The following is a 23,382-nucleotide window of genomic DNA, read 5'->3' on the forward strand; positions in this document are numbered from 1 at the left end:
CGGCCCTCCGCGCGGCGGGCCGCCCCCCAACGAAGACCACGCCGACGCACGGATCGAGGGCGGACGCGCGGCACGCGAAGCCCGGCGGCGGACGCGCCGTGGGAGCGAGCCGGCAGACGGGCCGCAGCGAAGGAGAGCACAGCCATGACACGCACGCAGATCACCGGCGGTCTCGTGATCACCGCTGCCGAGGAGACGCACGCCGACGTCCTGATCGAGAGCGGCCGGGTGGTGGCTCTGGCCGCCCCCGGCACCCAGAGCTGGACGGCGGACCGCACGATCGACGCCACGGGCAAGTACGTGATCCCGGGCGGCGTGGACGCGCACACCCACATGGAGATGCCGTTCGGCGGAACCTTCGCTTCCGACACCTTCGAGTCCGGCACGCGGGCGGCGGCGTGGGGCGGCACCACCACGATCATCGACTTCGCCATCCAGCCCCCGGGCCAGAGCCTCCGCGCGGGCCTCGACGCGTGGCACGCGAAGGCCGACGGCAAGTGCGCGATCGACTACGGCTTCCACATGATCATGTCGGACGTGAACGAGTCGTCCCTCAAGGAGATGGACGGCCTGGTCGCCGAAGGAGTCTCCTCGTTCAAACTCTTCACCGCCTACCCCGGGGTCTTCTTCAGCGACGACGGCGACATCCTGCGCGCGATGCAGAAGGCCGCGTCCAACGGCGGCCTGATCATGATGCACGCGGAGAACGGCCTCGCCATCGACGTCCTGGTCGAACAGGCCCTGGCCCGCGGCGAGACCGACCCCCGGTACCACGGCGAGGTCCGCAAGGCCCTCCTGGAGGCGGAGGCCACACACCGCGTCATCAAGCTCGCGCAGGTCGCCGGCGCTCCGGTCTACGTGGTCCACGTGTCGGCCGAGGAAGCCCTCAACGAAATCGCGACGGCCCGCCACAAGGGCCTCCCGGTCTTCGGCGAGACCTGCCCCCAGTACCTCTTCCTCTCCACCGACAACCTCGCGGAGCCCGACTTCGAGGGCGCGAAGTACGTCTGCTCGACCCCCCTGCGTCCCCGGGAACACCAGGCGGCCCTCTGGCGGGGCCTGCGCACCAACGACCTCCAGGTCGTCTCCACCGACCACTGCCCCTTCTGCTTCACCGGCCAGAAGGAACGGGGCCGCGGCGACTTCTCCAAGATCCCCAACGGGCTCCCGGGCGTCGAGAACCGCATGGACCTCCTCCACCAGGCCGTCGTCGACGGCCACCTCACCCGCCGCCGCTGGATCGAGATCGCGTGCGCGACCCCGGCCAGGATGTTCGGCCTGTACGGGAGGAAGGGGACGATCGCCCCGGGCGCGGACGCGGACATCGTCGTCTACGACCCGGCGGCTGAACAGGTCATCTCGGCGGCGACACATCACATGAACGTCGACTACTCCGCGTACGAGGGCAAGCGTGTGACGGGGCGGGTGGAGACCGTGCTGTCCCGGGGGGAGGTCGTCATCGAGCGGGGCCGTTTTCACGGGCGGCCCGGCCACGGCCTGTATCTGGCGCGTGCCACCTCCCAGTACCTCGGGTAGCCGTCCTGGTCGGGCCGGGGCCCGGTGGGGCGGTCGGCGGTGCGGACGGTGTCGAGAGGCGCGGCGGGGCCCGGTGTGTCGGCCGGAGCCCTCACCGGCATCCAGATGAACAACTCCACATGACGGCGCGTCAGCAAATTTCCGGGCGCGAACGCTGGCAGGATCTCCGCGCGCCCGCCCCGCAGGGCGGGTGATCCCGAGAACCCCTGCACGGGTCAGGGGGCGTGACTGAGGGCAGTGAGAAATGCGCACAGTACCTGGTGGACGCGGATCCCGAGGGTTGAGGGCGGTGACAGTCGCCTGGTTGGCGGCCGGGGCCGTTCTGCTTCCCGTGGTGGCGCAGGCGAGCACCGCGCCTGCGAAGACAGCCGCAGCGGCCGACCCCCTCCCCGGCGGTCTCGGGCCCTGCGTTCCCGGCTCCTGCCCCGACCCCTTCCCGCCCGTCGGCAACGGGGGCATCGCCGGGTACGACAACGGCATCAACGTCTTCGCGGGCGGTGACTTCCGGGTCCGCGGGAAGGCGGCCGAGGCCGAGGGGCGGGTCGTCGTTCTCGGCTCGTTCGACATGAACAAGTCCCCGGACGGCAGCCAGGTCTACAACGTCGGCGTCGCGGGCGTCGGCTCCCGGGTCCCGCCGCCCGTCGGCTCCGACTACCTCGTCACCGGCGGCGCCGTCACCATCGCCACCGGCCAGCGGCTCCTCGCCGAGGACGGCGTGGTGCGCCACGCGGGCCCCGCCACCGGCACCATCGTCGGCACCAGCACCCTCGACGCGGGCGCCGCCACCCCGTACCTGGGCCTGCGCCAGCAGCTCTCCGACGCCAGCCAGTGCTACGCCGACACCGGCTCCGGGCCGCGTCCGGCCACCGGCACCTCCGTCAACGAGGGCGGCCGGACCCTCTTCACCGGGGACGGCTCCTCGAAGCTCCAGGTCTTCAACGCCGACTTCGACCTCGTCGCACGGGGCGGCGGCCAGCAGGGCATCGAGTTCCGCGGCATCCCCGCCGGGGCGACCGTCCTGGTCAACGTCCTCGGCGCCCGGCGCACCGTCAACACCTACAGCGGCACCTTCGACGACAGCGACTCCTTCAACAAGCTCCGCAACCGCCTCCTGTGGAACTTCCCCGACGCCTCCGCCGTCGAGCTGAAGGGCACCGGCCAGTTCCAGGGCAGCGTGCTGATCGGCAACCAGGCATCCGAGACCGACGTGACCCTGCCCGGCGTCAACGGCCGCTTCTTCACCACCGGCTCCGTCACCCACCGGAGCCTCCCCACCGGCGGTGGCGGCCAGGAGTTCCACGCGTACCCCTTCGACGGCGACCTGCCCACCTGCGGCACACCGCTGCCGTCGGAGGGCGAGGTCAAGGTCGTCAAGGTGGACGACGCCACCGGGGCCCCGCTGCCCGGCGCGGTCTTCCAGCTCTGGCACGAGGCCAACGGCGTCTCCGGTCTCCAGACCTCCGGCGCGCGCCCCGACCGCCGGCGCGGCGCGCCGTGCACCACGGACGCGCAGGGCGTCTGCCGCGCCACGGTCCGGGCCGGCAACTCCTACTACTGGCAGGAGACCCGGGCCCCGGCCGGGTACGACCTGCCGGAACCCGGCGTCGTCGGCCCGCTGGTCCTGACCGAGGCCAAGGCCCGCGAAGGCGTCAGCGTGACCGTACGCAACAAGAGGACACCGGTGGTCCCCGAGGTCAAGGGCAGCCTGCACGTCCACAAGGTCGACTCGCGCACCGGGCGCGGCCTGCCCCGCGCCGTCGTGGAGCTGTGGCGTGAGACCAACGGCGTCCCCGGCCTCCAGACCACCGGCCGCACCGACACCCGTATCGGCAGCGGCTGCGCCACCGACGCGCGGGGACGCTGCGACTTCGGGGATCTGAAGCTCGGCTCGTACTACGTCCGCGAGACCGTCGCCCCCGAAGGCTACCGCCTGCCGCGGAACCCGGTCTCGGGCCCGCACGCCCTGACCCGGGCCAACGCCGACCGGGGCGTCGTCGTACGGGTGACGAACGAGGCGGGACCGGTCAAGCCCAAGAAGTAGCAGCACAGGACGGACGGAGGCACGGCGGCACCCGAGTGGTTCACGGGGCTGCCGTGGCCCCGCCACGCGGCTGACGCCCCGTCGACCCGCCCGCTTCACCTCCGTATTCGCACCATCGCCGGGTGACTCAGACACGCACCAGTGGACCGGTCAACTTCCTCATGGGACAACAGCGTTCGTCATACGACACGGGCCGCCGCTCCTTCCTCACCGCGTTCGGCGCCCTCGCCACCACCACCGCCCTCGGCGTTCCCGCCCACGCCTCCGACGCGGCCCGCGACGCCGCCACCGCCGACGAGTACGTCGACCTGCAACTCCTCAACATCTGCGATCTGCACGGGTACCTGCAGGGCCCCGTCGGCAGCGACGCCGTCGTGCGGGGAAACGGCGGCAAGACGTACACCGTGGGCGGAGTGGCCGCCCTGGGGACGCACCTGGAGCGGCTGCGCGCCGGGCGGGCGAATTCGCTCTTCTTCGCGCCCGGCGACCTCTTCTCCGGCTGGGAGTTCGACGCCGCCGCCTTCTCCGACGAGCCGACGATCGAGGCCCTCAACGCCCTGGGCCTCGACTTCGCGACCGCCGGGAACCACGAGTTCGACAAGTCGCCCGCCCACCTCACGGAGCACATGCAGGACGGGCGCGCCCACCCCGTCGTCGGCCGTGACACCGGCTTCCGCGACTCCACCGGGAGACGGTTCCGCGGCGCCGACTTCCGTTACTACAGCGCCAACGTGGTGCGGACGCGCACCGGCCGGACCGTCCTGCCGCCGTATCACGTGGAGTACGTACGGGGCCCGGACGGGCGGCGCATCCCGGTCGGGTTCATCCATCTCACCGTGTTCGGCAGCGAGTCGTTCCCGAACTCCTTCCACCCGGGGCTCAGGACCCTCGACCAGGCCGCCACCGCCGACCGGTGCGCCCGGGAACTCAAGCGGCGCGGCGTGCACGCGATCGTGCTCAGCATGCACGACGGCGCGGTGGCCGGCGGCGACTTCAACAGCGGCAGCGATCCGTCCGGACCCGCCTACGAGCTGGCGCTCAGGGTCTCGCCCGACATCGACGCGATCGTCTGCGGGCACTGGCACACCCGGTTCAACATGATGCTCCCCGACCCGGCCGGGGTGCCGCGGCCCTTCGTCGAGGCCGGGTTCCACGGACAGGTCGTCAACGAGATCAACCTCCGCCTCGACCCGCGCACCGGCAGGGTCGTCCGCGAGCTCACCGTCTCCACCAGCCACCCCAACACCCGCGACGTCACCCCGCACCCCGGGCTCAAGGCCATCGCCGACTACTGGGCCGGGCAGGCCGCCACCCGTGAGCGCAGCCGCGTCGCCGTCCAGCGCGGCCCCTTCACCCGCTCCCGCAACACCGTGGGCCAGTCGACCATGGGCGACCTCGCCGCCGACTGGACGCTGTGGGCCGCGCGCAGGCCCGTACCGTCGTACGACGATTCGAACGTCCATCGTTTCGTTCCCGCGCAGCTCGCCCTGGTGCCGCTCGCGCCGACCGTCGGGCAGTCGCTCGTACGGGGCGACCTGACGCCGGGGGCCGACGGCGCGGTCGCCTTCGGGCAGGCCTGGCGGGCGGTCGGGTACGGCAGTCCCACGGTGTGCGTGCGGGTCAGCGGGCAGCAGATCCACGACGCCCTGGAGCAGCAGTGGTCCACCGGACCGGACGGGACGCTGCGCTTCGCGCCGCTGGCCGTCTCCGGGAACGTCCGGTACGCCTTCGACGCGTCCGGCGCGGTCGGCGACCGGGTCGACCCCGCCGACGTCCGCATCGACGGCGCCCCGCTGCGGGTCGACCGCGACTACCGGCTCGCCACCTCCTCGTACACCCTCCTCGGCATGGACGGCTACCCGGCGCTCACCGCCTACCGCGAGCCCTACCGGCACCAGCGGGACTTCGAGAGCTTCATCGCCTTCGTGCGCGAGCGGAGGGTGCTCACCCCGTCCCCGCTGGACCGGGTGCGGGTGAAGGACGCGGCCCTGCGCGGCCCCGGCGTCGGCGTGGTCGTCGACCCGCCCGTGCCGGTGCGCGAGGACGGCAGCCCGCTGCCGCCCTCGGTCGCCGCGATCCTCACCGCCGGCGGACCGCGCGCCCTGCGGCACGGCGGACACCGGCCACCCTGCTGACGGCCGCCGCCGAGGCGGGGGAGGAGCCGCGGCGGTTCTTCCCCCGTACGGGCGAACCCGGCGACGCCGCACGTGGACGCGCGTGGTGTCCCTCTTGCCAAGGTCCCCGGCGGGGTCCACGATTGACCCCTTCACGGCCCCGGCGGCGTGGCGCCGCCGCGGCTGAAATCGCACTGTGCGCACGGCAGTTGACCGGCCGACGCGCCGTCAGTACCTGAGCCGGGAGGTACGCCCCACATGCCGATGGACTTCGGACTCGTCCTGCAGACCGATCCCCCCGCATCCGAGGTCGTCGGCCTGATGCGCCGAGCCGAACGCAACGGCTTCACCCACGGCTGGACCTTCGACTCCGCCGTGCTGTGGCAGGAGCCGTTCGTCATCTACAGCCGGATCCTGGAGCACACCGAACGGCTGACCGTCGGCCCCATGGTCACCAACCCCTCCACCCGCACCTGGGAGGTCACCGCCTCCACCTTCGCCACCCTCAACGACATGTACGGCAACCGCACCGTCTGCGGCATCGGCCGCGGCGACTCCGCCATGCGCGTCGCCGGACGCAGACCCAACACGCTGGCCCGGCTCGGCGAGGCCATGGAGGTCATCCGCGACCTCGCCGAGGGCCGCGAGGCCGAGGTGGACGGCCAGTCGGTACGGATTCCCTGGGTGCGGGACGGGAGGCTGCCGGTGTGGATGGCCGCGTACGGGCCCAAGGCGCTCGCGCTCGCCGGGGCGAAGGCCGACGGGTTCATCCTCCAGCTCGCCGACCCGGTCCTCACCGAGTGGATGATCAGGGCCGTGCGCGACGCCGCGTCCGACGCCGGCCGCGACCCCTCGGAGGTCACGATCTGCGTCGCCGCCCCCGCCTACGTCGGCGACGACCTCGGGCACGCCCGCGACCAGTGCCGCTGGTTCGGCGGCATGGTCGGCAACCACGTCGCCGACCTGGTGGCCAAGTACGGCACGGACTCCGACCTCGTGCCGGCGGCGCTCACCGCGTACATCGAGGCCCGGCGGGGGTACGACTACGCACACCACGGGCGCGCCGGGAACCCTGACACCGACTTCGTGCCCGACGACATCGTCGACCGGTTCTGCCTGCTGGGGCCGGTCGAGGCGCACATCGAGAAGCTGCGCGTCCTGCGCGGCCTGGGCGTCGACCAGTTCGCCCTCTACGACATGCACGACGCCCGGGAGCGGACCATCGACGCGTACGGGGCGTCCGTCATCCCCGCGCTCGCCTCCTCCTGAAACCCCTCCCACCCACGTGCGGGCGGTCCGCGCGTACGACAGGCAAGGCGCCCCCGACGAAAGGCCCGGCACTCCGCACTCTCCGAAGAAGGGGTCGGCCCATGACCGCCACCGGTCCAGGAAGCCCGTCAGGAAGCCCGCCGTCCGGCGCGCCCGGCAGCCCTCCCGGCAGTCCCCCCGGCAGCCCGGTGCCCGACCCCGCGCGAGGGGGCCGCGTGGAGCTGCCCACCGGTGCGGTCCCGCCCGCATCCCGTTACGTCAACGACGACTTGCTCCCCGTGCCGGTGGACCGGCGGCGCTGGACGACGTACAACTTCGCCGCCCTCTGGGTCGGCATGGCGCACAACATCCCCTCCTGGCTGCTCGCGTCGGGGCTCGTCGCCCTCGGCATGGACTGGGTGCAGGCGGTCGTCACCATCGCGCTGGCCAATGTGATCGTGCTCGCCCCGATGCTGCTCACCGGGCACGCAGGACCCAAGTACGGCATCCCCTTCCCGGTGCTGGCGCGCTCCTCCTTCGGGCTGCGCGGGGCGAACCTGCCGGCCCTGATCCGGGCCGGGGTGGCGTGCGCCTGGTTCGGCATCCAGACCTGGATCGGCGGACAGGGCGTCTTCGTCCTGCTGGGTAAGGTCTTCGGCGGCTGGGCGGAGGCGTCGCGGATCGGCGGCCAGCCGTGGACGCTCTGGCTGTGCTTCGTGCTCTTCTGGGCGCTCGAACTCGCCATCATCCACCGGGGGATGGAGACGCTGCGCCGCTTCGAGAACTGGGCCGCGCCCTTCGTCATCGTCGGCGCGCTGGTGCTGCTGGTGTGGATCACCGTCAAGGCCGGGGGAGTGGGGCCGCTCCTGGACCAGCCCTCCACGCTGGGCTGGGGCGCCGACTTCTGGCCGGTGTTCTTCCCCGCCCTGATGGGGATGATCGCCTTCTGGTCCACGCTCAGCCTCAACATCCCCGACTTCACGCGCTTCGCCGCCGGCCAACGCGCCCAGGTATGGGGGCAGTCGCTGGGGCTGCCGACGACCATGACGCTCTTCGCGCTGCTCTCCGTCTTCGTCACCTCCGGCTCGCAGGCGGTGTACGGGGCTCCGGTCTGGGACCCGGTCGCGCTCGCCGCGAAGACCGACAACGTCTTCGGGCTGCTCTTCGCGCTGGTGACGGTGCTGGTCGCGACGGTCTCGGTCAACCTGGCGGCGAACGTCGTCTCGCCCGCGTACGACCTCGCCAACCTGGCGCCGAAGCTCATCGACTTCCGAACGGGCGCGCTCATCACGGGAGTCGTCGGCGTCCTCATCATGCCGTGGAAGCTCACGGCCACCCCCGAGCTGTACATCTTCACCTGGCTCGGCGTGGTCGGCGGACTGCTCGGCACGGTCGCGGGAATCCTGATCGCCGACTACTGGATCATCCGCAGGACCGTCCTGGAACTGGCCGACCTGTACCGGCCCGAGGGGCGCTACTGGTACACCGGCGGCTGGAACCTGCGTGCCGTGGCCGTCTTCCTGGCCGGCGGGATTCTCGCCGTCGGCGGCTCGCACTCCGCTCCCGGCAAGGGGCCCTTCCCCGAGGACGGCCTGATCCCCTTCCTGCGGCCGCTGGCCGACTACGGCTGGGCGGTCGGGTTCGCGGCGGCGCTGGTGCTGTACGTGCTGCTGATGGCTCCGGTACGGGGCGGCCGCAGCCGGTGACGGGCGCCCGCGGGCCCTCCCGTAGGGTCGGTGGATGATCGATGCACCTACGGGCCGGGGGGGGTCCGGAGCGGCGCGGCCCGGGGCGGTACCTGTGGTGGCTGGTCCTCCGCCAGCGAGGCCGGTGCGCCGCGGGAGCGGCGTGGGGCAGTGCCTGGATGGTCGGCCTGACCCTGCCGCCCTATGTGCTCTCCCGCGCGGTGGACGACGGCCTGGCCCCGGGGAACGGCCGCCAACTGGCCCTGTGGTGCGCGGTGTTGCTCGGAGTCGGGGTGCTGAACGCCTGCCTGGCCATCCTGCGGCACCGCACCATGACCCGGATCAGGATGGACGCCGTCTTCCGTACGGCGCGGATCGTGGTCGCCCACACGGTGCGGCTGGGGGCCGCGCTGCCCCGGCGGACGGGGGCCGGGGAAGTGGTCACCATCGGGTTCGGCGACGCGGCCGCGATGGCGAGCGTGCTGACCATCACCGGGCCCGGGGTCGGCGCGGCGGTCGCCTGCGTGGTGGTGGCCGGGTTCCTGTTCTCGGTCTCCTGGCAGCTCGCGGTGGTCGTGCTGGTCGGCGTGCCCCTGATCGCCCTTGCGCTCGGACCGCTGCTGGGGCGTGTGCAGCGGGCGCAGGAGCCGTACCGGGAACAACAGGGCGTTCTCGCGGCCCGGTTCGGGGACATCGTCGGGGGTCTGCGCGTGCTGGCCGGGCTCGGCGGCAAAGAGGTGTACGCCGAGCGCTACCGGCGCGACTCGCGGGTGCTCCAGGACCAGGGCTACCGGGTCGCCGCCGTCACCAGTTGGATCGGCGCCCTCGGAGCCGGCCTGCCGATGCTGTTCCTCGCCGTGGTCACCTGGCTCGCGGCCCGGATGGCGGCGGAAGGGACGCTGACGGTGGGGGAGCTGGTCGCCGTGTACGGGTACGTGGCGGTGCTGGCGATCCCGGTGTCCTTCTTCATCGAGGGCGGCTCCGACCTCAGCCGCGGGCTGGTCGCCGCACGGCGGCTGCTGCGCTTCCTGGACCTGGAGCCCGACACCGCGGACCCCTCGGCCGGCGTGGACGCACCCGTACGGCCGTCGGTGCTGCACGATCCGGCCTCGGGCGTGTCGGTGAACCCCGGTGAGCTGACCGCGCTGGTCGGTGCCAGGCTGTCGGAGACCGCCGAGGTGGTCGAACGCCTCGGCATGTTCACCGCCTCCGCGGTGACCTGGGGCGGGACCCGGCTCGACGCCATCGCCCCGGAGCAGGTCCGCGCACGCGTCCTGGTCGCCGACAACGAGGCCGACCTCTTCGCCGGGCCACTGCGCGCGGTGGTCGCCGGCCGCCGCGACCGGAGCGAGGAGGACCTCGTCCGCGCGTTCGACGCGGCCGTCGCGGACGATGTCGTGCGCGGCCTGCGCGACGGGCTCGACACACCTGTCGACGCCCAGGGCCGCAGCCTCTCCGGCGGCCAGCGGCAACGCGTCCGGCTGGTACGGGCGCTGCTCGCCGACCCCGAGGTGCTGCTGGCGGTGGAGCCGACGTCGGCACTGGACGCACACACCGAGGCGGCCGTCGCGGCCGGACTGCGGACCGCGCGCGAGGGACGCACCACCGTCGTCACCACCACGTCACCGGTCCTGCTGGACCGGGCGGACACCGTGTGCCTCCTGGTCGACGGGCGGGCCGTCGCCACCGGAAGCCACCGCGAACTCCTGCGCCGCAGCCCGGACTACCGGCGGCTGGTCGCACGGGGCGAGGCGGACACCGGAAACGGCAACCCCCGGCAGACTCAGGAGGCGGCCCGATGACCGCCCCCACCCCGGCCGCCGGGTCCCCGGACACGACGAACGGGCAACTGCCCGTCGCCGACGGCGCGCACCTGCGCCGCGCGGCACGCGAGCTGATCCGCCTCGACCGAGGCGCCTTCACCGCGCTGATCGCCCTCAACGCGCTGGCGGTCGTCGCCGGACTCGCCGGGCCCTGGCTGCTCGGCCGGATCGTCGACGCCGTCAGCGCGGGCGCCGGGGCGTCGGCCGTGGACGTGCTCGCCCTCGCCATGGCCGGATGCGCGCTCGCCCAACTGCTGCTCACGCGGTACGCCCGGCTGGCGGGCGACCGCTTCGGCGAGCGGACCTCGGCCCGGGTGCGGGAACGGTTCGTCGACCGGGTGCTCGCGCTCCCGTCCTCCGTCGTCGAGCGCGCCGGAACCGGCGACGTCACCCACCGGGGCAGCAACGACGTCGCGTCCGTCGCCGTCACCCTGCGCGACATCGGCCCCGACGTGCTGATCGCCGCCGTGCAGGCGCTCCTCGTCCTCGGCGCGGTCTTCGTCATCGACCCGCTGCTCGGCCTGTGCGCCGTCGTGGGCCTGAGCAGCATCTGCCTCCCCGTCCGCTGGTACGTGCGCCGGGCCCGCAGCGCCTACCTCGCCGAGGGCGCCGCCAACTCCGCTCTCGCCGAACTCCTCTCGGCCACCGCCTCCGCCGCGCGGACGGTCGAGGCGTACGGCCTCCAGCAGCGGCGCGTCGACGCCTGCGGGGCGGCGATCGAGGAGTGCCGCCGCACCCGCCTGCGCACCCTGTACCTGCGGATCGTGCTCCTGCCGTCCGTGGACGTCTCGTACGCCGTCCCCGTCGTCGGCGTCCTGGCCCTCGGCGGCGTACTGCTCGCGCACGACGCGGTGAGCCTGGGCGCGGTGGTCGCCTGTGCGGCGTACCTGCGCCAGCTGTCCGCCCCGCTGGACACCATCCTCCAGCGCCTCGAACAGCTCCAGAGCGCCAGTGCCTCCTTCGCCCGGGTCGAGGGCCTCGGGCAGCTTCCCGCCGCACCCGCCGGGACCACCCGCACCCCCGCCGACGACCGCATCGAGGTCACGGGCGTGCACCACGCGTACGACGGCGGGCCCGATGTGCTGCACGGCATCGACCTGAGTGTGCGCGCGGGCGAACGGCTCGCGGTCGTCGGCCCGTCCGGCGCGGGCAAGTCGACGCTGGGCAGACTCCTCGCGGGCATCGACGCGCCCCGCACCGGCGCGGTCACGGTCGGCGGCGTCCCGGTCCGCGACCTCGGGCCGGAGGTGTTGCGCCGTCAGGTGGTCCTGATCACGCAGGAGCACCACGTCTTCCTCGGCACGGTCCGCGACAACCTGCTGATCGCGGGCCGGGCCGCCACCGACACCGACCTGCGCGCCGCGCTGGCCGCCGTCGGCGCGGAGTGGGCGGACGAGCTGCCCGACGGGCTGGGCACCGTCCTGGGCGCGGGCGGCCACCGGCTCGACGGTTCACAGGCCCAGCAACTGGCGCTGGCACGCGTGGTGCTGGCGGACCCGCACACGCTGATCCTGGACGAGGCCACCGCGCTCCTGGACCCCGGCACGGCACGCCACACCGAGCGCGCGCTCGCCGCCGTGCTCACGGGACGTACGGTCATCGCCGTCGCGCACCGGCTGCACACGGCGCACGACGCCGACCGGATCGCGGTGATGGACGGCGGCCGCATCACCGAACTCGGCTCCCACGACGCCCTCGTGGCCTCCGGAGGGGCGTACGCGGCGCTGTGGAGGTCGTGGCACGGGGAGCGACGGTCGTAGGTCTGCCGTCCGGGGCCGGGCGGGTCCATGACGGCCATGGTGGGCGGGGCCGCACGGCGGGCAACCTGCCGGGCCGGGGACCAGGGGCCCGGAGCGCTCAGCCCCGGTCGACGGCCCGCAGGTGGCGCCAGACCGCCTTCGCCGCGTTGTGGCCCGACATGCCGTGCACGCCGGGGCCCGGCGGAGTCGCCGCGGAGCACAGGAAGACCGCCGGGTGCTTCGTGGCGTACGGGAAGAGGGACGGCTTCGGGCGCAGCAGCGCCTGGAGGCCCGCGAAGGCGCCGCAGGCGATGTCCCCTCCCACGTAGTTCGCGTTGTGCGCGGCAAGCTCCGGGGGACCGGCCGTGGCGCGGGCCAGGACGAGGTCGCGGAAACCGGGGGCGAAGCGTTCGAGTTGGCGTTCGATCGCGTCCGTCAGGTCGCCCTGCCAGGCGTGCGGAGCGTGTCCGTACACCCAGAACACCTGCTTGCCCTCGGGGGCGCGGGTCGGGTCGACGACGCTCGGCTGGGCCGTGATCAGGAAGGGGGTCTCGGGGGGCGTGCCGCCCGCGACCTGGCGCAGGGCCTTGCCGATCTCCCCCCGGGTGGGGCCGAGCTGCACCGTCCCGGCCCGGCGGGCCTCCTCGGCGGTCCACGGAACCGGCCCGTCCAGCGCGTAATCGATCTTGAAGACGCTCGCGCCGTACCGGTAGTTCTCGTACGCGTTGCCCAGACGGGCGATCCGGGCGAGCGCGGTCGGCGAGGTGTCGAAGACGTACGCACGGGCCGGCGGCAGGTCGTCCAGGCGCTTGACCTCGTAACCGGTGTGGACGGCCCCGCCGAGATCACGGAGGTACGCGGTCAGGGCGTCCGGGATGGCCTGGGAGCCGCCGCGCGGGACCGGCCAGCCGTTCTCGTGCGCCGCCAGCGCGAACAGGAGGCCGATCGCACTCGTCGCCAGGCCGTCGAGCGGGGCGATGACATGCGCCACGAGCCCGGCGATCAGCGCCTTGGCCTTCTCGTCGCGGAAGCGGCGCATCAGCCAGGTGGACGGCGGCAGGCCGTCGATCCCGAAGTGCGCGAGCCGGAACGGGTGCCGGGGGAGCGCGGTCAGCGGCAGCGACATGAAGTCCTGCGCGAGACCGTCCCACTTCCCGAGGTACGGAGCGACCAGACGGCGGTACGCACCGGCGTCCCGCACCCCCAGGGAGGCCGCCGTCTCCGCGACCGAGCGCGACAGCACGGCCGCCGTCCCGTCGTCCCAGGGATGCACCATGGGCAGCTCGGGGTGCAGCCACTCCAGTCCGTACCGCTCCAGCGGCAGCGCCCGGAAGGCGGGCGACCCCACACCCAGCGGATGCACGGCCGAGCACGGGTCGTGGCGGAAGCCCGGCAGTGTCAGCTCCTCGGTGCGGGCGCCGCCGCCGACGGTGTCCTTGGCCTCGAACACCTCCACCGAGAAGCCGCGGCGGGCCAGCTCCACTGCGGCGGTCAGCCCGTTGGGGCCCGCCCCCACGACGACTGCGTCAAGCATCGGCGACACCTCGGACTCCTCACGCCACTGTGCTTCAGGGCCCCAGGGTATTCCCGCGCACCGACAACTCCGGCGGGGGTAGGGTTCCGGCCCGTGAACAGGATGGACAAGATCGTCGCAGAGATGGCGGAACGGCTCGTGGGAACCCCGGGTGTCGTGGCCGTCGCGCTCGGTGGAAGCCGTGCCCGGGGGTCCCACCGCCCGGACTCCGACTGGGACTTGGGCGTGTACTACCGGGGCTCGGTGGACGTGCCCCGCCTGGCCGAACTCGCCGCTGATCACACGGGCCGGCCCGTGGAGGTGGCCGGGCCCGGCGGCTGGGGTCCGTGGGTGAACGGCGGGGCCTGGCTGGAGGCGGACGGCGTGTCCGTCGACTGGGTGCTGCGGGACCTGGACCGGGTCGAGCGGGTCTGGCAGGACTGCCGCGGGGGCCGCTACGAGGTGGGCGTGCAGGCGGGCCACCCGCTGGGCTTCTGGTCGCCGGCGTACGCGGGAGAGGTCGCGCTGTGCCGGGTGCTGGCGGACCCCTCGGGGGAGCTGGGGACGTTGCGGGCGGCGACGGCGGAGTACCCGCGGGCGCTGCGCTCGGCGCTGATCGGGGCGGCCTGGGAGGCCGACTTCTCGGTGGCGAACGCCCGGAAGTCGGCGCGGGGCGGCGACACGCTGCACGTGTCGCTGTGCCTGTCGAGGGCGTTCGGAGTGCTGGCGCAGGCGATGCTGGCACACGGGCGGGTGTGGTGCGTGAACGAGAAGGGCGCGCTGCGCACGGCGGCGCAGCTCCCCTGCGCGCCGCGGGACATGGAGACACGGGTGGCGGAGGCGCTGCGGCGGCCGGACGAGGACGGGGTACGGGACGCGGCGGAGGTGGTGCGGGAGGTGCGGGCGAAGTTGGAGGGGTGAGGGCCGGGGGCATGTGCTGGCATCGTTATGTTTCGCCGGGCCCGTTGCTCGCCCACGTGAACCCGGCCATGGCCTCATCGCAGCTCGTCCAGGCGACCTCTTTACGGCACCCGCGCCGTCCACTCCTGCGTGCCGAACTTCGACTCCGCGAGCTCCTGCGCACGCGCCATCTCCTGCGCCGACACCGCGCCCGTCTCCAGTCCGTACCGCCCCCGGAACGAGGCGATCATCCGCTCGATGACGGCCTCCCGCGCCAGCCCGGTCTGTCGCCGCAGCGGGTCCACCCGCTTCTTGGCGCTCCTGGTGCCCTTGTCGGACAGCTTCTCCTTGCCGATCCGCAGCACCTCCATCATCTTGTCCGCGTCGATGTCGTACGCCATCGTCACGTGGTGCAGCACCGCGCCCTCGTCGGCGACCATCCGCTTCTGGGCCGCGCCGGCGATCTTCCCGGCGTCCGTGGCGATGTCGTTCAGCGGCTGGTACCAGGCCTTGACGCCCATGTCGGCGAGCGCGCCGAGCACCCAGTCGTCCAGGTAGGCATAGCTGTCCGCGAAGGACAGGCCCTGGACCAGGGCGCTGGGGACGGACAGGGAGTACGTGATCGTGTTGCCCGGCTCGATGAACATCGCGCCGCCGCCGCTGATCCGGCGCACCACCTGGATGCCGTGCCGTTCGGCCCCCTCCGGGTCGACCTCGTTGCGCAGCGACTGGAAGCTGCCGATGACCACGGCGGGCGCGGCCCACTCCCAGACGCGCAGCGTCGGCGGGCGGCGGCCGGCGGCCACCTCGGCGGTGACGACCTCGTCGAGCGCCATGTGCAGGGCGGGCGACTGCGGGGCCTCGTGGATGAGCTGCCAGTCGTAGTCGGTCCAGTCCGTGGCGTGCGCGAGGGCGCGGCGCACCGCGACGGCGACGCCCTCGGAGCTGAGGCCGAACATCACCGTCCCCTCGGGCAGCGACGCCTCGATGCGGGCGGCAAGACCGGCGGCGTCCGTGTCCGCCGGCGCCCCCTCCAGCGCGCCGTTGATGGCGACGATCGCCTCGTCGGGTTCCAGGAAGAAGTCACCGGCGACCCGCACATTGCGCAGCACCTCGCCGCCGCGTCCGTCCGCCTCCGTGTCGAGGTCGACGACGACGAGCTTGCCGCCGGGGACCTTGTACTCACCGTGCACTGTCTGCCGCCTCCGCTGCTCCGCCCGGCACGCCCCTCACGGCTTCCCGGCTGTTCTTGCTGTTCTGGCTCTGGCCTGCGACAACGCTATCCCGGGTCCGGGCATTCCTCCGCTTTTGGATCAGTTGTCAGAGGGGCGTGCTTTGCTGGAGGCATGATCGATGAACAGCTTGTCGACGCAGTGGAGGCGGCCGTCCGGGAGGCGGCCGCAGCCGAGATCATGCCGCGCTTCCGGCAGCTCGCCGCGCACGAGGTGGTGGAGAAGAAGGGGCCGTACGACCTGGTCACGGTCGCGGACCGGGGGGCGGAGGAGCACCTCACGGCGGCCCTGACCCGGCTGTTGCCCGGGTCGGTGGTGGTCGGGGAGGAGGCCGTCCACGCGGACCCGGCGGTCTACGAGGCGATACGGGGCGACGCCCCGGTGTGGATCGTCGACCCGGTCGACGGCACGCGCCAGTTCGTGGCCGGGGACCCGGCCTTCTGCACGCTGGTGGCGCTGGCGAGGGGCGATGAACTCCAGGCCTCCTGGACGTTCGCCCCCGCGCTGGACGAGATGGCCGTCGCCGTACGGGGCCGGGGCGCGACCCTGAACGGGCGGCCCCTGCGCGCCGGCTCGCCGGAGGCCGGTGCTCCGGTGCGGGTCGCGATCTCGAACCCCGACTACACGACCCCGGAGGAGAAGCACGCCCTGCTGCGGCTGGCGGTGCCGGGGGTGGAGGTGCGGCCGTGCGGGTCGGCGGGGCTGGAGTATCTGGCCGTCGCCCGGGGGGAGTTGGAGGCGGTCGCCTTCTCGTGGGAGCTGGCGTGGGACCACGCGGCGGGGCTGCTGCTGGTGGAGGAGGCGGGAGGCACGGACCGGACGCGGGTGGGGGAGCGGTATCGGATCGGGGGAGGGAACGCGTTGCCGTTCGCGGTGGGAAGGGATGCGGAGGTGGTGGAGCGGGTGCGGGGGTTGTTGGCGGGGGAGTAGGAGGGCGGCGCCCGGCGCAGGGCGGATTTTCCTCCGCCCGCCCCTTCCCGTAACCCTGCGTGGACGCGCGGACGCGTTGTGGCTGGTCGTGCAGCTCCCCGTACCCCTCGCGGGTTCCGGGCGGGGAGAATGCGGGCATGACACAGCCCGTGCCCACCATCACCCTCGTCCGCGGTGACATCACCGACCAGCACGTCGACGTCATCGTCAACGCCGCCAACTCGACCCTGCTCGGCGGTGGCGGCGTGGACGGTGCCATCCACCGCCGCGGCGGGCCCGCCGTCCTCGCCGACTGCCGCAAGCTGCGCGCCTCCCACTACGGCGGTGGCCTCCCCACCGGCCGGGCGGTGGTCACCACCGCCGGGAATCTGCACGCCCAGTACGTCGTGCACACCGTCGGCCCCGTTCACCAGCCGCAGCTCACCGGCGAGGCCGACCGCGCCCAGACCGAGCTGCTCGCCTCCTGCTACCGCGAGTCCCTGCGCCTGGCGGGCGAGCTGGGCGCCCGCAGCATCGCCTTCCCTGCCATCTCCACCGGCGTCTACCGCTGGCCGCTCTCCGACGGCGCCCGAACCGCCGTGCGCACCGTCCGGGAGGCCGCGCGCGAGCCCCTGCTCGACATCAGGTTCGTACTGTTCGACGACGCCGCCCTCGGGCACTTCGAGCAGGCCCTGGCCGCGGCACCTTGATGTCGGATTTCCGCCAGCCGCCGCACCCCCGGTGCCGGATGCTGGACCCATGACACCCACCGAAGCGCCGGCCGGGACTCCGGAAGCCGGCATCCGCGCCATGCACACCGACACCGACCGCTGCGTCCGTGCCGTGCAGTCCAAGGACGCCCGCTTCGACGGCTGGGTGTTCACGGCCGTCACCACCACCCGCATCTACTGCCGCCCCAGCTGCCCCGTCGTGCCGCCCAAGCCGCAGAACATGACCTTCTACCCGAGCGCCGCCGCCTGTCAGCAGGCCGGCTTCCGGGCCTGCAAGCGGTGCCGCCCCGACACCAGCCCCGGCTCCCCGGAGTGGAACGCCCGCGCCGACGCCGTCGCCCGCGCCATGCGGCTCATCCGGGACGGCGTCGTCGACCGCGAAGGCGTGCCCGGCCTCGCCGCCCGGCTCGGGTACTCCACCCGGCAGGTCGAACGCCAGCTCCGCGCCGAGCTGGGGGCCGGGCCCCTCGCCCTGGCCCGCGCCCAGCGCGCCCAGACGGCGAGGCTCCTCATCGAGACGACCCCGCTCCCGATGGCCGACATCGCCTTCGCCGCCGGGTTCTCCTCCGTGCGGACCTTCAACGACACCGTCCGCGAGGTCTTCGGCCTCGCCCCGGGCGAACTGCGCGAACGCCGCAGAAGGAGCCAGGGCGGCCCGCAGACCCCCGGGGTGATCGCGCTGCGGCTGCCGTTCCGCGCTCCGCTCAACCCCGACAACCTCTTCGGCCACCTCGCCGCCACCGCCGTCCCCGGCGTCGAGGAGTGGCGCGACGGAGCGTACCGGCGTACCCTCCGGCTCCCGTACGGGCACGGCATCGTGGCCCTCTCCCCGGGCCCCGGCCACATCGACTGCCGGCTCTCCCTCACCGACCTGCGCGACCTCACCCACGCCATCAGCCGCTGCCGCTGGCTGCTCGACCTCGACGCCGACCCGGTCGCCGTCGACGAGCGCCTCAGCGCCGACCCGCTGCTCGCCCCGCTGGTGGCTCGCGCCCCCGGCAGGCGGGTGCCCCGTACCACCGACACCGACGAGCTCGCCGTACGGGCGGTCCTCGGCCAGCAGGTGTCGACGGCCGCCGCCCGCACCCACGCCGCCCGCCTGGTCACCGCGCACGGCACCCCGGTCCAGGACCCGGAGGGCGGCCTCACCCACCTCTTCCCGTCCGCCGCCGCCCTCGCCGGGCTCGACCCGGAAACCCTCGCCCTGCCGCGCAGCCGCCGCGTCACGCTCACCACCCTCGTCGCCGCGCTCGCCGACGGCTCGATCGGGCTGGGCGTCGACAGCGACTGGGACGCCGCCCGCGCCCAGCTCCTCGCCCTCCCCGGCTTCGGCCCCTGGACCACCGAGGTCATCGCGATGCGCGCCCTCGGCGACCCGGACGCCTTCCTCCCCTCCGACCTCGGCGTCAAGAAGGCCGCCCGGGGCCTCGGCCTGCCGCACACCCCGGCCGCCCTCACCGCGCGCGCCGCCGCCTGGCGCCCCTGGCGCGCGTACGCCGTCCAGTATCTGTGGGCGACCGACTCCCACCCCATCAACCACCTCCCGCGCGAAGCGAGTTGACCCGCCATGTCCCGCAGACAGCACACCGTCGTCGACAGCCCGTACGGCCCGCTCACTCTCGTCGCCACCGAAGGCGTCCTGTGCGGCCTCTACATGGTCGGCCAGCGCCACCGCCCCGCCGAGGAGACCTTCGGCGACCCGGACCCCGAACCGTTCCCCGAGGTCATCGAGCAGCTCGACGCCTATTTCCGGGGGGAGCTGACCGAGTTCACCGTCCCGCTGCACCTCCACGGCACCCCGTTCCAGCGGTCCGTGTGGGAACAGCTCCAGCGGATTCCGTACGGAGAGACCCGGACGTACGGCCAACTCGCCCAGCACATGGGCAACACGGGGGCCTCCCGGGCCGTCGGACTCGCCAACGGCAAGAACCCGGTCGGCATCATCGTGCCCTGCCACCGGGTCATCGGCTCCACCGGAAGCCTCACCGGATACGGCGGCGGCCTCGACCGCAAGCAGCGCCTCCTCGCCTTCGAGGGCGGCGTCCCGGCGGAAGCCGCCCTCTTCTAGCCCAGCGCGGCCAGCAGCCCGGGCAGCGCCGTCCCGATCGGCTCCCGCACCACCTCGTCGGCGAGCGGATCGTAGGGAGTCGGCTCCGCGTTCACGATGATCAGCCGCGCCCCGTGCTCCGCCGCCACCCCGGCCAGCGACGCGGCGGGCTGCACCTGGAGCGTGGAGCCGACGGCGACGAACACCTCGCACGCCTTCGCCACCGCCGTCGCGTCGCCCAGCACCCCCTGGTCCAGGGCCTGCCCGAACATCACCGTCGCCGCCTTCAGGATTCCGCCGCACGCCCGGCACGCCGGGTCCGGTTCGCCCGCGTCGATCCGCTCCAGGGCCTCGTCCATCGACGACCGCGCGCGGCACGCGGTGCACTCCACCGCCCGCGCGGTGCCGTGCAGTTCGAACACCTTGCGGTCCGGCATGCCGCCCGCCTGGTGCAGCCCGTCCACGTTCTGTGTGATCACCCGCACCGCGAACCCCTCCCGCCGGTCCAGCTCGGCCACCGCCCGGTGCGCCGCGTTGGGCGCCGCGCCCAGGGCCGCGAGCTCCCGCCGCATCAGCCACGACCTGCGGCGGATCTCCGGGTCGGCCATGTAGTGGCGGTACGTGACGAGCTTCTCGGCGTCCGGCTCGCGCCGCCACAGGCCGGCGGGGCCCCGGTAGTCGGGGATGCCGGAGTCGGTGGAGATGCCGGCCCCGCTGAAGATCGCCACGAGTGTCATGGCCGGAGGTTATGCGCGCCCGCCCGGGCGTGTCACCGGGATTGCGCCGCCGCGGCTCCCGTGCCGGCCGGGGCGCGGTCCTCCGTCGCGTCGTCCTGCTGCGAGCCGACCAGTACGTCCCCGGACTCGGTCCGGTAGTACAGCACGGACCGGCCGGCCCGGCGGCGGCGGACCAGGCGCGCGTCGAGCAGCACCTTCAGGTGGCGTCCCACCGACCCCAGCGGCAGTCCCGTCAGCGCCACCAGGTGCGTGGTGCTGCGCGGTGCGTCCAGGAGCACCAGGACACGGGCGCGGCCCCGTCCCAGCAGGGCGCCCAGCGCCTCGGGGGCGGGCGGCCGGTCCGGCTCGGCCAGCGCGCCCGCGCACGGGTACACCACCGCGTACCGGTGCCGTCCCTCCCACGACACCCAGCTCGTGTCGAAGCCGACCGGGACGAACAGCAGCCGGGCCCCGGAGGTCTCCCGCGGCGCGTGCTCGTGCGTGTTGATCTGGAGCCGGTCGCCGCCCAGCCAGCGCAGCCCCGGCCGCATGTCCTCCAGCGCCGCGGCCCAGCCGCCCCGGCTCAACTGCGCGGTCCGCGCCACGACGTCCGCCTCCAGCACCCGCCTGCGCACCGGCCACTGCGGAAGTACGGTCCGCCGCCACACCCACTCCACGAGGTCGGCGGCACGCTCCGCGAGGTCCGGGCGGCACAGCGCGGGCGGCGGCGGACCGCCGAGGGCGACGGTGAGGTCGTCCCGCACCCGCTCCGGCGGCGTCGCCCGCAGGACCGCGAGCTCCTCCTCGAAGCTCTGCCCGCCCTCGGCGGCGGGCGTCGGGGTGATGAAGTCGGCGTTCCAGTGCGGGCGGAAGGCCGCGTCGAGCAGGAGCGGGGTGAGCGGGTCGGCGCGGACGAGTTCCTGGAAGGCGGGCAGGTGCTCGGCCAGCCAGGCGCGCGCGCCCGGATGCGCGGCGGGAGCGTGCCGCTGGAGCACCTTCAGGCTCGAAATGGTCTCGCACAGCGGAGAAACGACGAACCGTCCGCGCGCGAGCGTGTCCGCGTCGACCTGCCACCAGCCCATGCCCGGCCCCTTACCTTCCTCCCGGCCCTTCGCTTCCCCGCGTTCTCCGCGTTCTCCGCGAAACGTCCCTTCGCCTGCCTGCGCGGCGTCCTTTCGCTTCCCCGCGCACCGTCCTTTCGCGTCCGTGCGAAACATTACGAGAGCCGCGACGGGCCTCTCAGACTCCTTCCATGCGCACCTACCGCGAACTCCTCCGGCAGCCGGAGTTCACTCCGCTGTTCCTGGTCGCCTCCGTGCGATCGGCGGCGCAGACCGTGTCGGGTCTGGCCCTCGGCGTCCTCGTCCACTCCGCCACGGGCTCCCCGCTGCTGACCTCCCTCGCCATGTTCGGCCCGTCCCTGGCCCAACTCGTGGGCGCCACCACGCTGTTGAGCGCCGCCGACCGGGTGCCCCCGCGGGCGGCGCTCACCGGGATCTGGCTGCTGTTCGCGGTGGCGACGGCGGTGCAGGCGATACCCGGGCTGCCGGTGGGGGCCTCCTTCGCGGTCCTGTTCACGCTGGGGATGTTCGCCTCCCTAGGCGGCGGAGTGACGTACGGGATGCTCCACGAGATCCTGCCCCGGGACGGCTTCCTGATCGGCCGCTCGGTGCTCAACATGTCCAACGGGGCCACCCAGATCCTGGGCTTCGCCACCGGCGGGCTCCTGGTGGCGCTGCTGTCGCCGCGCGTCACGCTGCTGGTGGGGGCGGGGATGTACCTCGCGGCGGCGGGCATCGCGCGCTTCGGCCTGAGCCGCAGGCCGGCCAGGGCGCGGGGGCGGGCCTCGGTCACCGCGACCTGGCGGACGAACGGCGTGCTGTGGTCGTCGAAGCCGCGCCGCCACGTGTACCTCATGCTGTGCGTGCCGAACGGGCTGATCGTGGGATGCGAGTCCCTGTACGTGCCGTACGAACCGGACCGCGCGGGACTGCTGTTCGCGAGCGCGGCGAGCGGCATGCTGGTCGGGGACACGCTGGTGGGACGGTTCGTGCCGGCGCGGTGGCGGGCGCGGGGCGGGCCGGCGCTGCGGCTGCTGCTCGCGGCGCCCTACCTGGTGTTCTTCCTGGGGCCGCCGCTGGGTGTGGCGGTGGGCGTGGTGTTCGTCGCCTCGGTCGGCTTCGCGGCGACGCTGCTGCTCCAGGAGCGGCTGCTGGCACTGACGCCGGACGAGCTGAGCGGGCATGCGCTGGGGCTGCACGGGTCGGCGATGCTGGCGATGCAGGGGGTGGGGGCGGCGCTGGCGGGGGCGGTGGCCCAGTTGGTGCCGGTGGGGGCGGCGATGGGAGTGATGGCGGGGCTGTCGGTGCTGGTGACGCTGGGGCTGGAACGAGGAGTGCGGCGGGCCCCTGCCGGGGAGGCGGGGGCTGGTGCGTCCGGTGCGTCCGGTGCGGGCGAGGTGTCGGCCTCCGGGCCGGACGCGGGCGAGGGGCCGGCTTCCGCGCCCGGCGCGGGGGAGGCGTCGGCCTCGGGGGCAGCACGTGCCGGGGAGGCGGGTCCGGGGTGAGGTGCGGCTCAGGTCTGCGGCACCCTGCGGCCGTTCTCCAGCTCCACCGCGCCCGTGCCGTCGGCCAGCGCGGCCAGAGCTGCCAGGATGCGGCCGGAGAGGTGGTTCAGGGCGTGGGCCGGGATCTCGTCGACCGGGACCAGGCGCCAGGAGATCAGCTCGGCCTCCTGGAGGCGGATCGCCGCCAACTGGGCCCCGGTCAGGACCCCGCCGTCGTACAGATAGGCCACGATCGGCGGGCGGTTCGGGGCCGACGCCCAGTCGAGGGCGAGCAGCCGCCCCGGTTCGACGTCCAGGCCGATCTCCTCCAGCGTCTCCCGCCGCGCCCCCTCCCGAGGGGTCTCGCCCGCGTCCGACTCGATCGTGCCGCCGGGCAGCGCCCATCCCTCCCGGTAGTTCGGCTCGACCATCAGCACCCGGCCCTCCTCGTCCCGGAAGAGCACCGCGGCCCCGGCGAGGACGCGGGGGAGCGAGGCAATGTACGTGGCGTAGTCCTGGATCTCCTGGGTCATCCGGCCACCCTACAAACCGCCCTCCGGCACCCGGTAGTACGTCCGCGCGGGCGGCGGCCGGGCGGAGCAC

The 23,382-nt window shown here is 73.7% G+C and carries 18 protein-coding genes; 13 read left to right on the plus strand and 5 right to left on the minus strand.

The window, feature by feature from the left end; genetic code table 11:
- Window positions 1-144 precede the first annotated feature (144 nt).
- The 7 genes from hydA to ACIP93_RS15500 all read left to right on the plus strand — a co-directional run bounded on the left by hydA (window position 145) and on the right by ACIP93_RS15500 (window position 12,207).
- Window positions 145-1,536, plus strand: a complete 1,392-nt coding sequence (gene hydA, locus ACIP93_RS15470; RefSeq protein WP_401758977.1) for a dihydropyrimidinase — start codon at window positions 145-147, stop codon at window positions 1,534-1,536.
- A 289-nt stretch (window positions 1,537-1,825) separates the two neighbouring features.
- The gene (locus ACIP93_RS15475; protein WP_401758979.1) at window positions 1,826-3,577 is read left to right on the plus strand and encodes a choice-of-anchor A family protein; all 1,752 of its coding nucleotides are present in this window, start codon (window positions 1,826-1,828) and stop codon (window positions 3,575-3,577) included.
- A 122-nt stretch (window positions 3,578-3,699) separates the two neighbouring features.
- Window positions 3,700-5,712 (plus strand): bifunctional metallophosphatase/5'-nucleotidase, encoded by a 2,013-nt coding sequence (locus ACIP93_RS15480; protein WP_401758982.1) that lies wholly within the window; start codon window positions 3,700-3,702, stop codon window positions 5,710-5,712.
- Between the two features lie 243 nt (window positions 5,713-5,955).
- The gene (locus ACIP93_RS15485) at window positions 5,956-6,960 is read left to right on the plus strand and encodes a TIGR03842 family LLM class F420-dependent oxidoreductase (RefSeq protein WP_345219054.1); all 1,005 of its coding nucleotides are present in this window, start codon (window positions 5,956-5,958) and stop codon (window positions 6,958-6,960) included.
- A 101-nt stretch (window positions 6,961-7,061) separates the two neighbouring features.
- Window positions 7,062-8,645, plus strand: a complete 1,584-nt coding sequence (locus ACIP93_RS15490) for an NCS1 family nucleobase:cation symporter-1 (RefSeq protein ID WP_401758984.1) — start codon at window positions 7,062-7,064, stop codon at window positions 8,643-8,645.
- Between the two features lie 41 nt (window positions 8,646-8,686).
- On the plus strand, window positions 8,687-10,426 hold the full coding sequence (locus tag ACIP93_RS15495) for an ABC transporter ATP-binding protein (protein WP_401758987.1): 1,740 nt from the start codon (window positions 8,687-8,689) through the stop codon (window positions 10,424-10,426).
- Window positions 10,423-12,207, plus strand: a complete 1,785-nt coding sequence (locus tag ACIP93_RS15500) for an ABC transporter ATP-binding protein (RefSeq protein ID WP_401758990.1) — start codon at window positions 10,423-10,425, stop codon at window positions 12,205-12,207. Before ACIP93_RS15495 ends, ACIP93_RS15500 begins: the two co-directional genes overlap by 4 nt.
- 97 nt (window positions 12,208-12,304) lie before the next feature.
- On the opposite strand, the gene ACIP93_RS15505 is transcribed toward ACIP93_RS15500, so the two are convergent.
- The gene (locus ACIP93_RS15505) at window positions 12,305-13,720 is read right to left on the minus strand and encodes a phytoene desaturase family protein (RefSeq protein ID WP_401758993.1); all 1,416 of its coding nucleotides are present in this window, start codon (window positions 13,718-13,720) and stop codon (window positions 12,305-12,307) included.
- A 102-nt stretch (window positions 13,721-13,822) separates the two neighbouring features.
- On the opposite strand from ACIP93_RS15505, the gene ACIP93_RS15510 reads away from it, so the two are divergent.
- Entirely contained in the window at window positions 13,823-14,620 is a 798-nt protein-coding gene (locus ACIP93_RS15510) for a nucleotidyltransferase domain-containing protein (RefSeq protein WP_401759726.1), read from the plus strand.
- A 101-nt stretch (window positions 14,621-14,721) separates the two neighbouring features.
- Here ACIP93_RS15510 and ACIP93_RS15515 read toward each other — a convergent pair whose 3' ends face one another.
- Entirely contained in the window at window positions 14,722-15,792 is a 1,071-nt protein-coding gene (locus tag ACIP93_RS15515) for a biotin/lipoate A/B protein ligase family protein (protein ID WP_401758996.1), read from the minus strand.
- Between the two features lie 153 nt (window positions 15,793-15,945).
- Between ACIP93_RS15515 and ACIP93_RS15520 the strand changes: the two genes are divergently transcribed.
- From ACIP93_RS15520 to ACIP93_RS15535, 4 genes are all read left to right on the plus strand, one after another.
- Window positions 15,946-16,761, plus strand: a complete 816-nt coding sequence (locus ACIP93_RS15520) for an inositol monophosphatase family protein (RefSeq protein WP_345218322.1) — start codon at window positions 15,946-15,948, stop codon at window positions 16,759-16,761.
- Between the two features lie 137 nt (window positions 16,762-16,898).
- Entirely contained in the window at window positions 16,899-17,450 is a 552-nt protein-coding gene (locus tag ACIP93_RS15525) for an O-acetyl-ADP-ribose deacetylase (RefSeq protein ID WP_401759000.1), read from the plus strand.
- Window positions 17,451-17,550: 100 nt separating this feature from the next.
- A complete protein-coding gene (locus ACIP93_RS15530) occupies window positions 17,551-19,032 on the plus strand; it encodes an AlkA N-terminal domain-containing protein (RefSeq protein WP_401759729.1) in 1,482 nt (493 codons plus the stop codon).
- Between the two features lie 6 nt (window positions 19,033-19,038).
- Window positions 19,039-19,539 (plus strand): methylated-DNA--[protein]-cysteine S-methyltransferase, encoded by a 501-nt coding sequence (locus tag ACIP93_RS15535; RefSeq protein WP_401759003.1) that lies wholly within the window; start codon window positions 19,039-19,041, stop codon window positions 19,537-19,539.
- Here ACIP93_RS15535 and ACIP93_RS15540 read toward each other — a convergent pair.
- Both ACIP93_RS15540 and ACIP93_RS15545 read right to left on the minus strand, forming a co-directional pair.
- Entirely contained in the window at window positions 19,536-20,255 is a 720-nt protein-coding gene (locus tag ACIP93_RS15540; protein ID WP_345218329.1) for a Sir2 family NAD-dependent protein deacetylase, read from the minus strand. The genes ACIP93_RS15535 and ACIP93_RS15540 overlap by 4 nt on opposite strands.
- A gap of 32 nt (window positions 20,256-20,287) precedes the next feature.
- Window positions 20,288-21,316, minus strand: coding sequence for a transcriptional regulator (locus tag ACIP93_RS15545; RefSeq protein ID WP_401759006.1), 1,029 nt, complete (start codon window positions 21,314-21,316; stop codon window positions 20,288-20,290).
- A gap of 170 nt (window positions 21,317-21,486) precedes the next feature.
- On the opposite strand from ACIP93_RS15545, the gene ACIP93_RS15550 reads away from it, so the two are divergent.
- Window positions 21,487-22,800, plus strand: coding sequence for an MFS transporter (locus tag ACIP93_RS15550; RefSeq protein ID WP_401759009.1), 1,314 nt, complete (start codon window positions 21,487-21,489; stop codon window positions 22,798-22,800).
- 8 nt (window positions 22,801-22,808) lie between these two features.
- On the opposite strand, the gene ACIP93_RS15555 is transcribed toward ACIP93_RS15550, so the two are convergent.
- Window positions 22,809-23,312 (minus strand): NUDIX domain-containing protein, encoded by a 504-nt coding sequence (locus ACIP93_RS15555; protein ID WP_401759012.1) that lies wholly within the window; start codon window positions 23,310-23,312, stop codon window positions 22,809-22,811.
- Between the last annotated feature and the right edge of the window lie 70 nt (window positions 23,313-23,382).

The sequence above is a fragment of the Streptomyces sp. NPDC088745 genome, assembly GCF_044751045.1.
GTDB lineage: Bacteria > Actinomycetota > Actinomycetes > Streptomycetales > Streptomycetaceae > Streptomyces > Streptomyces cremeus.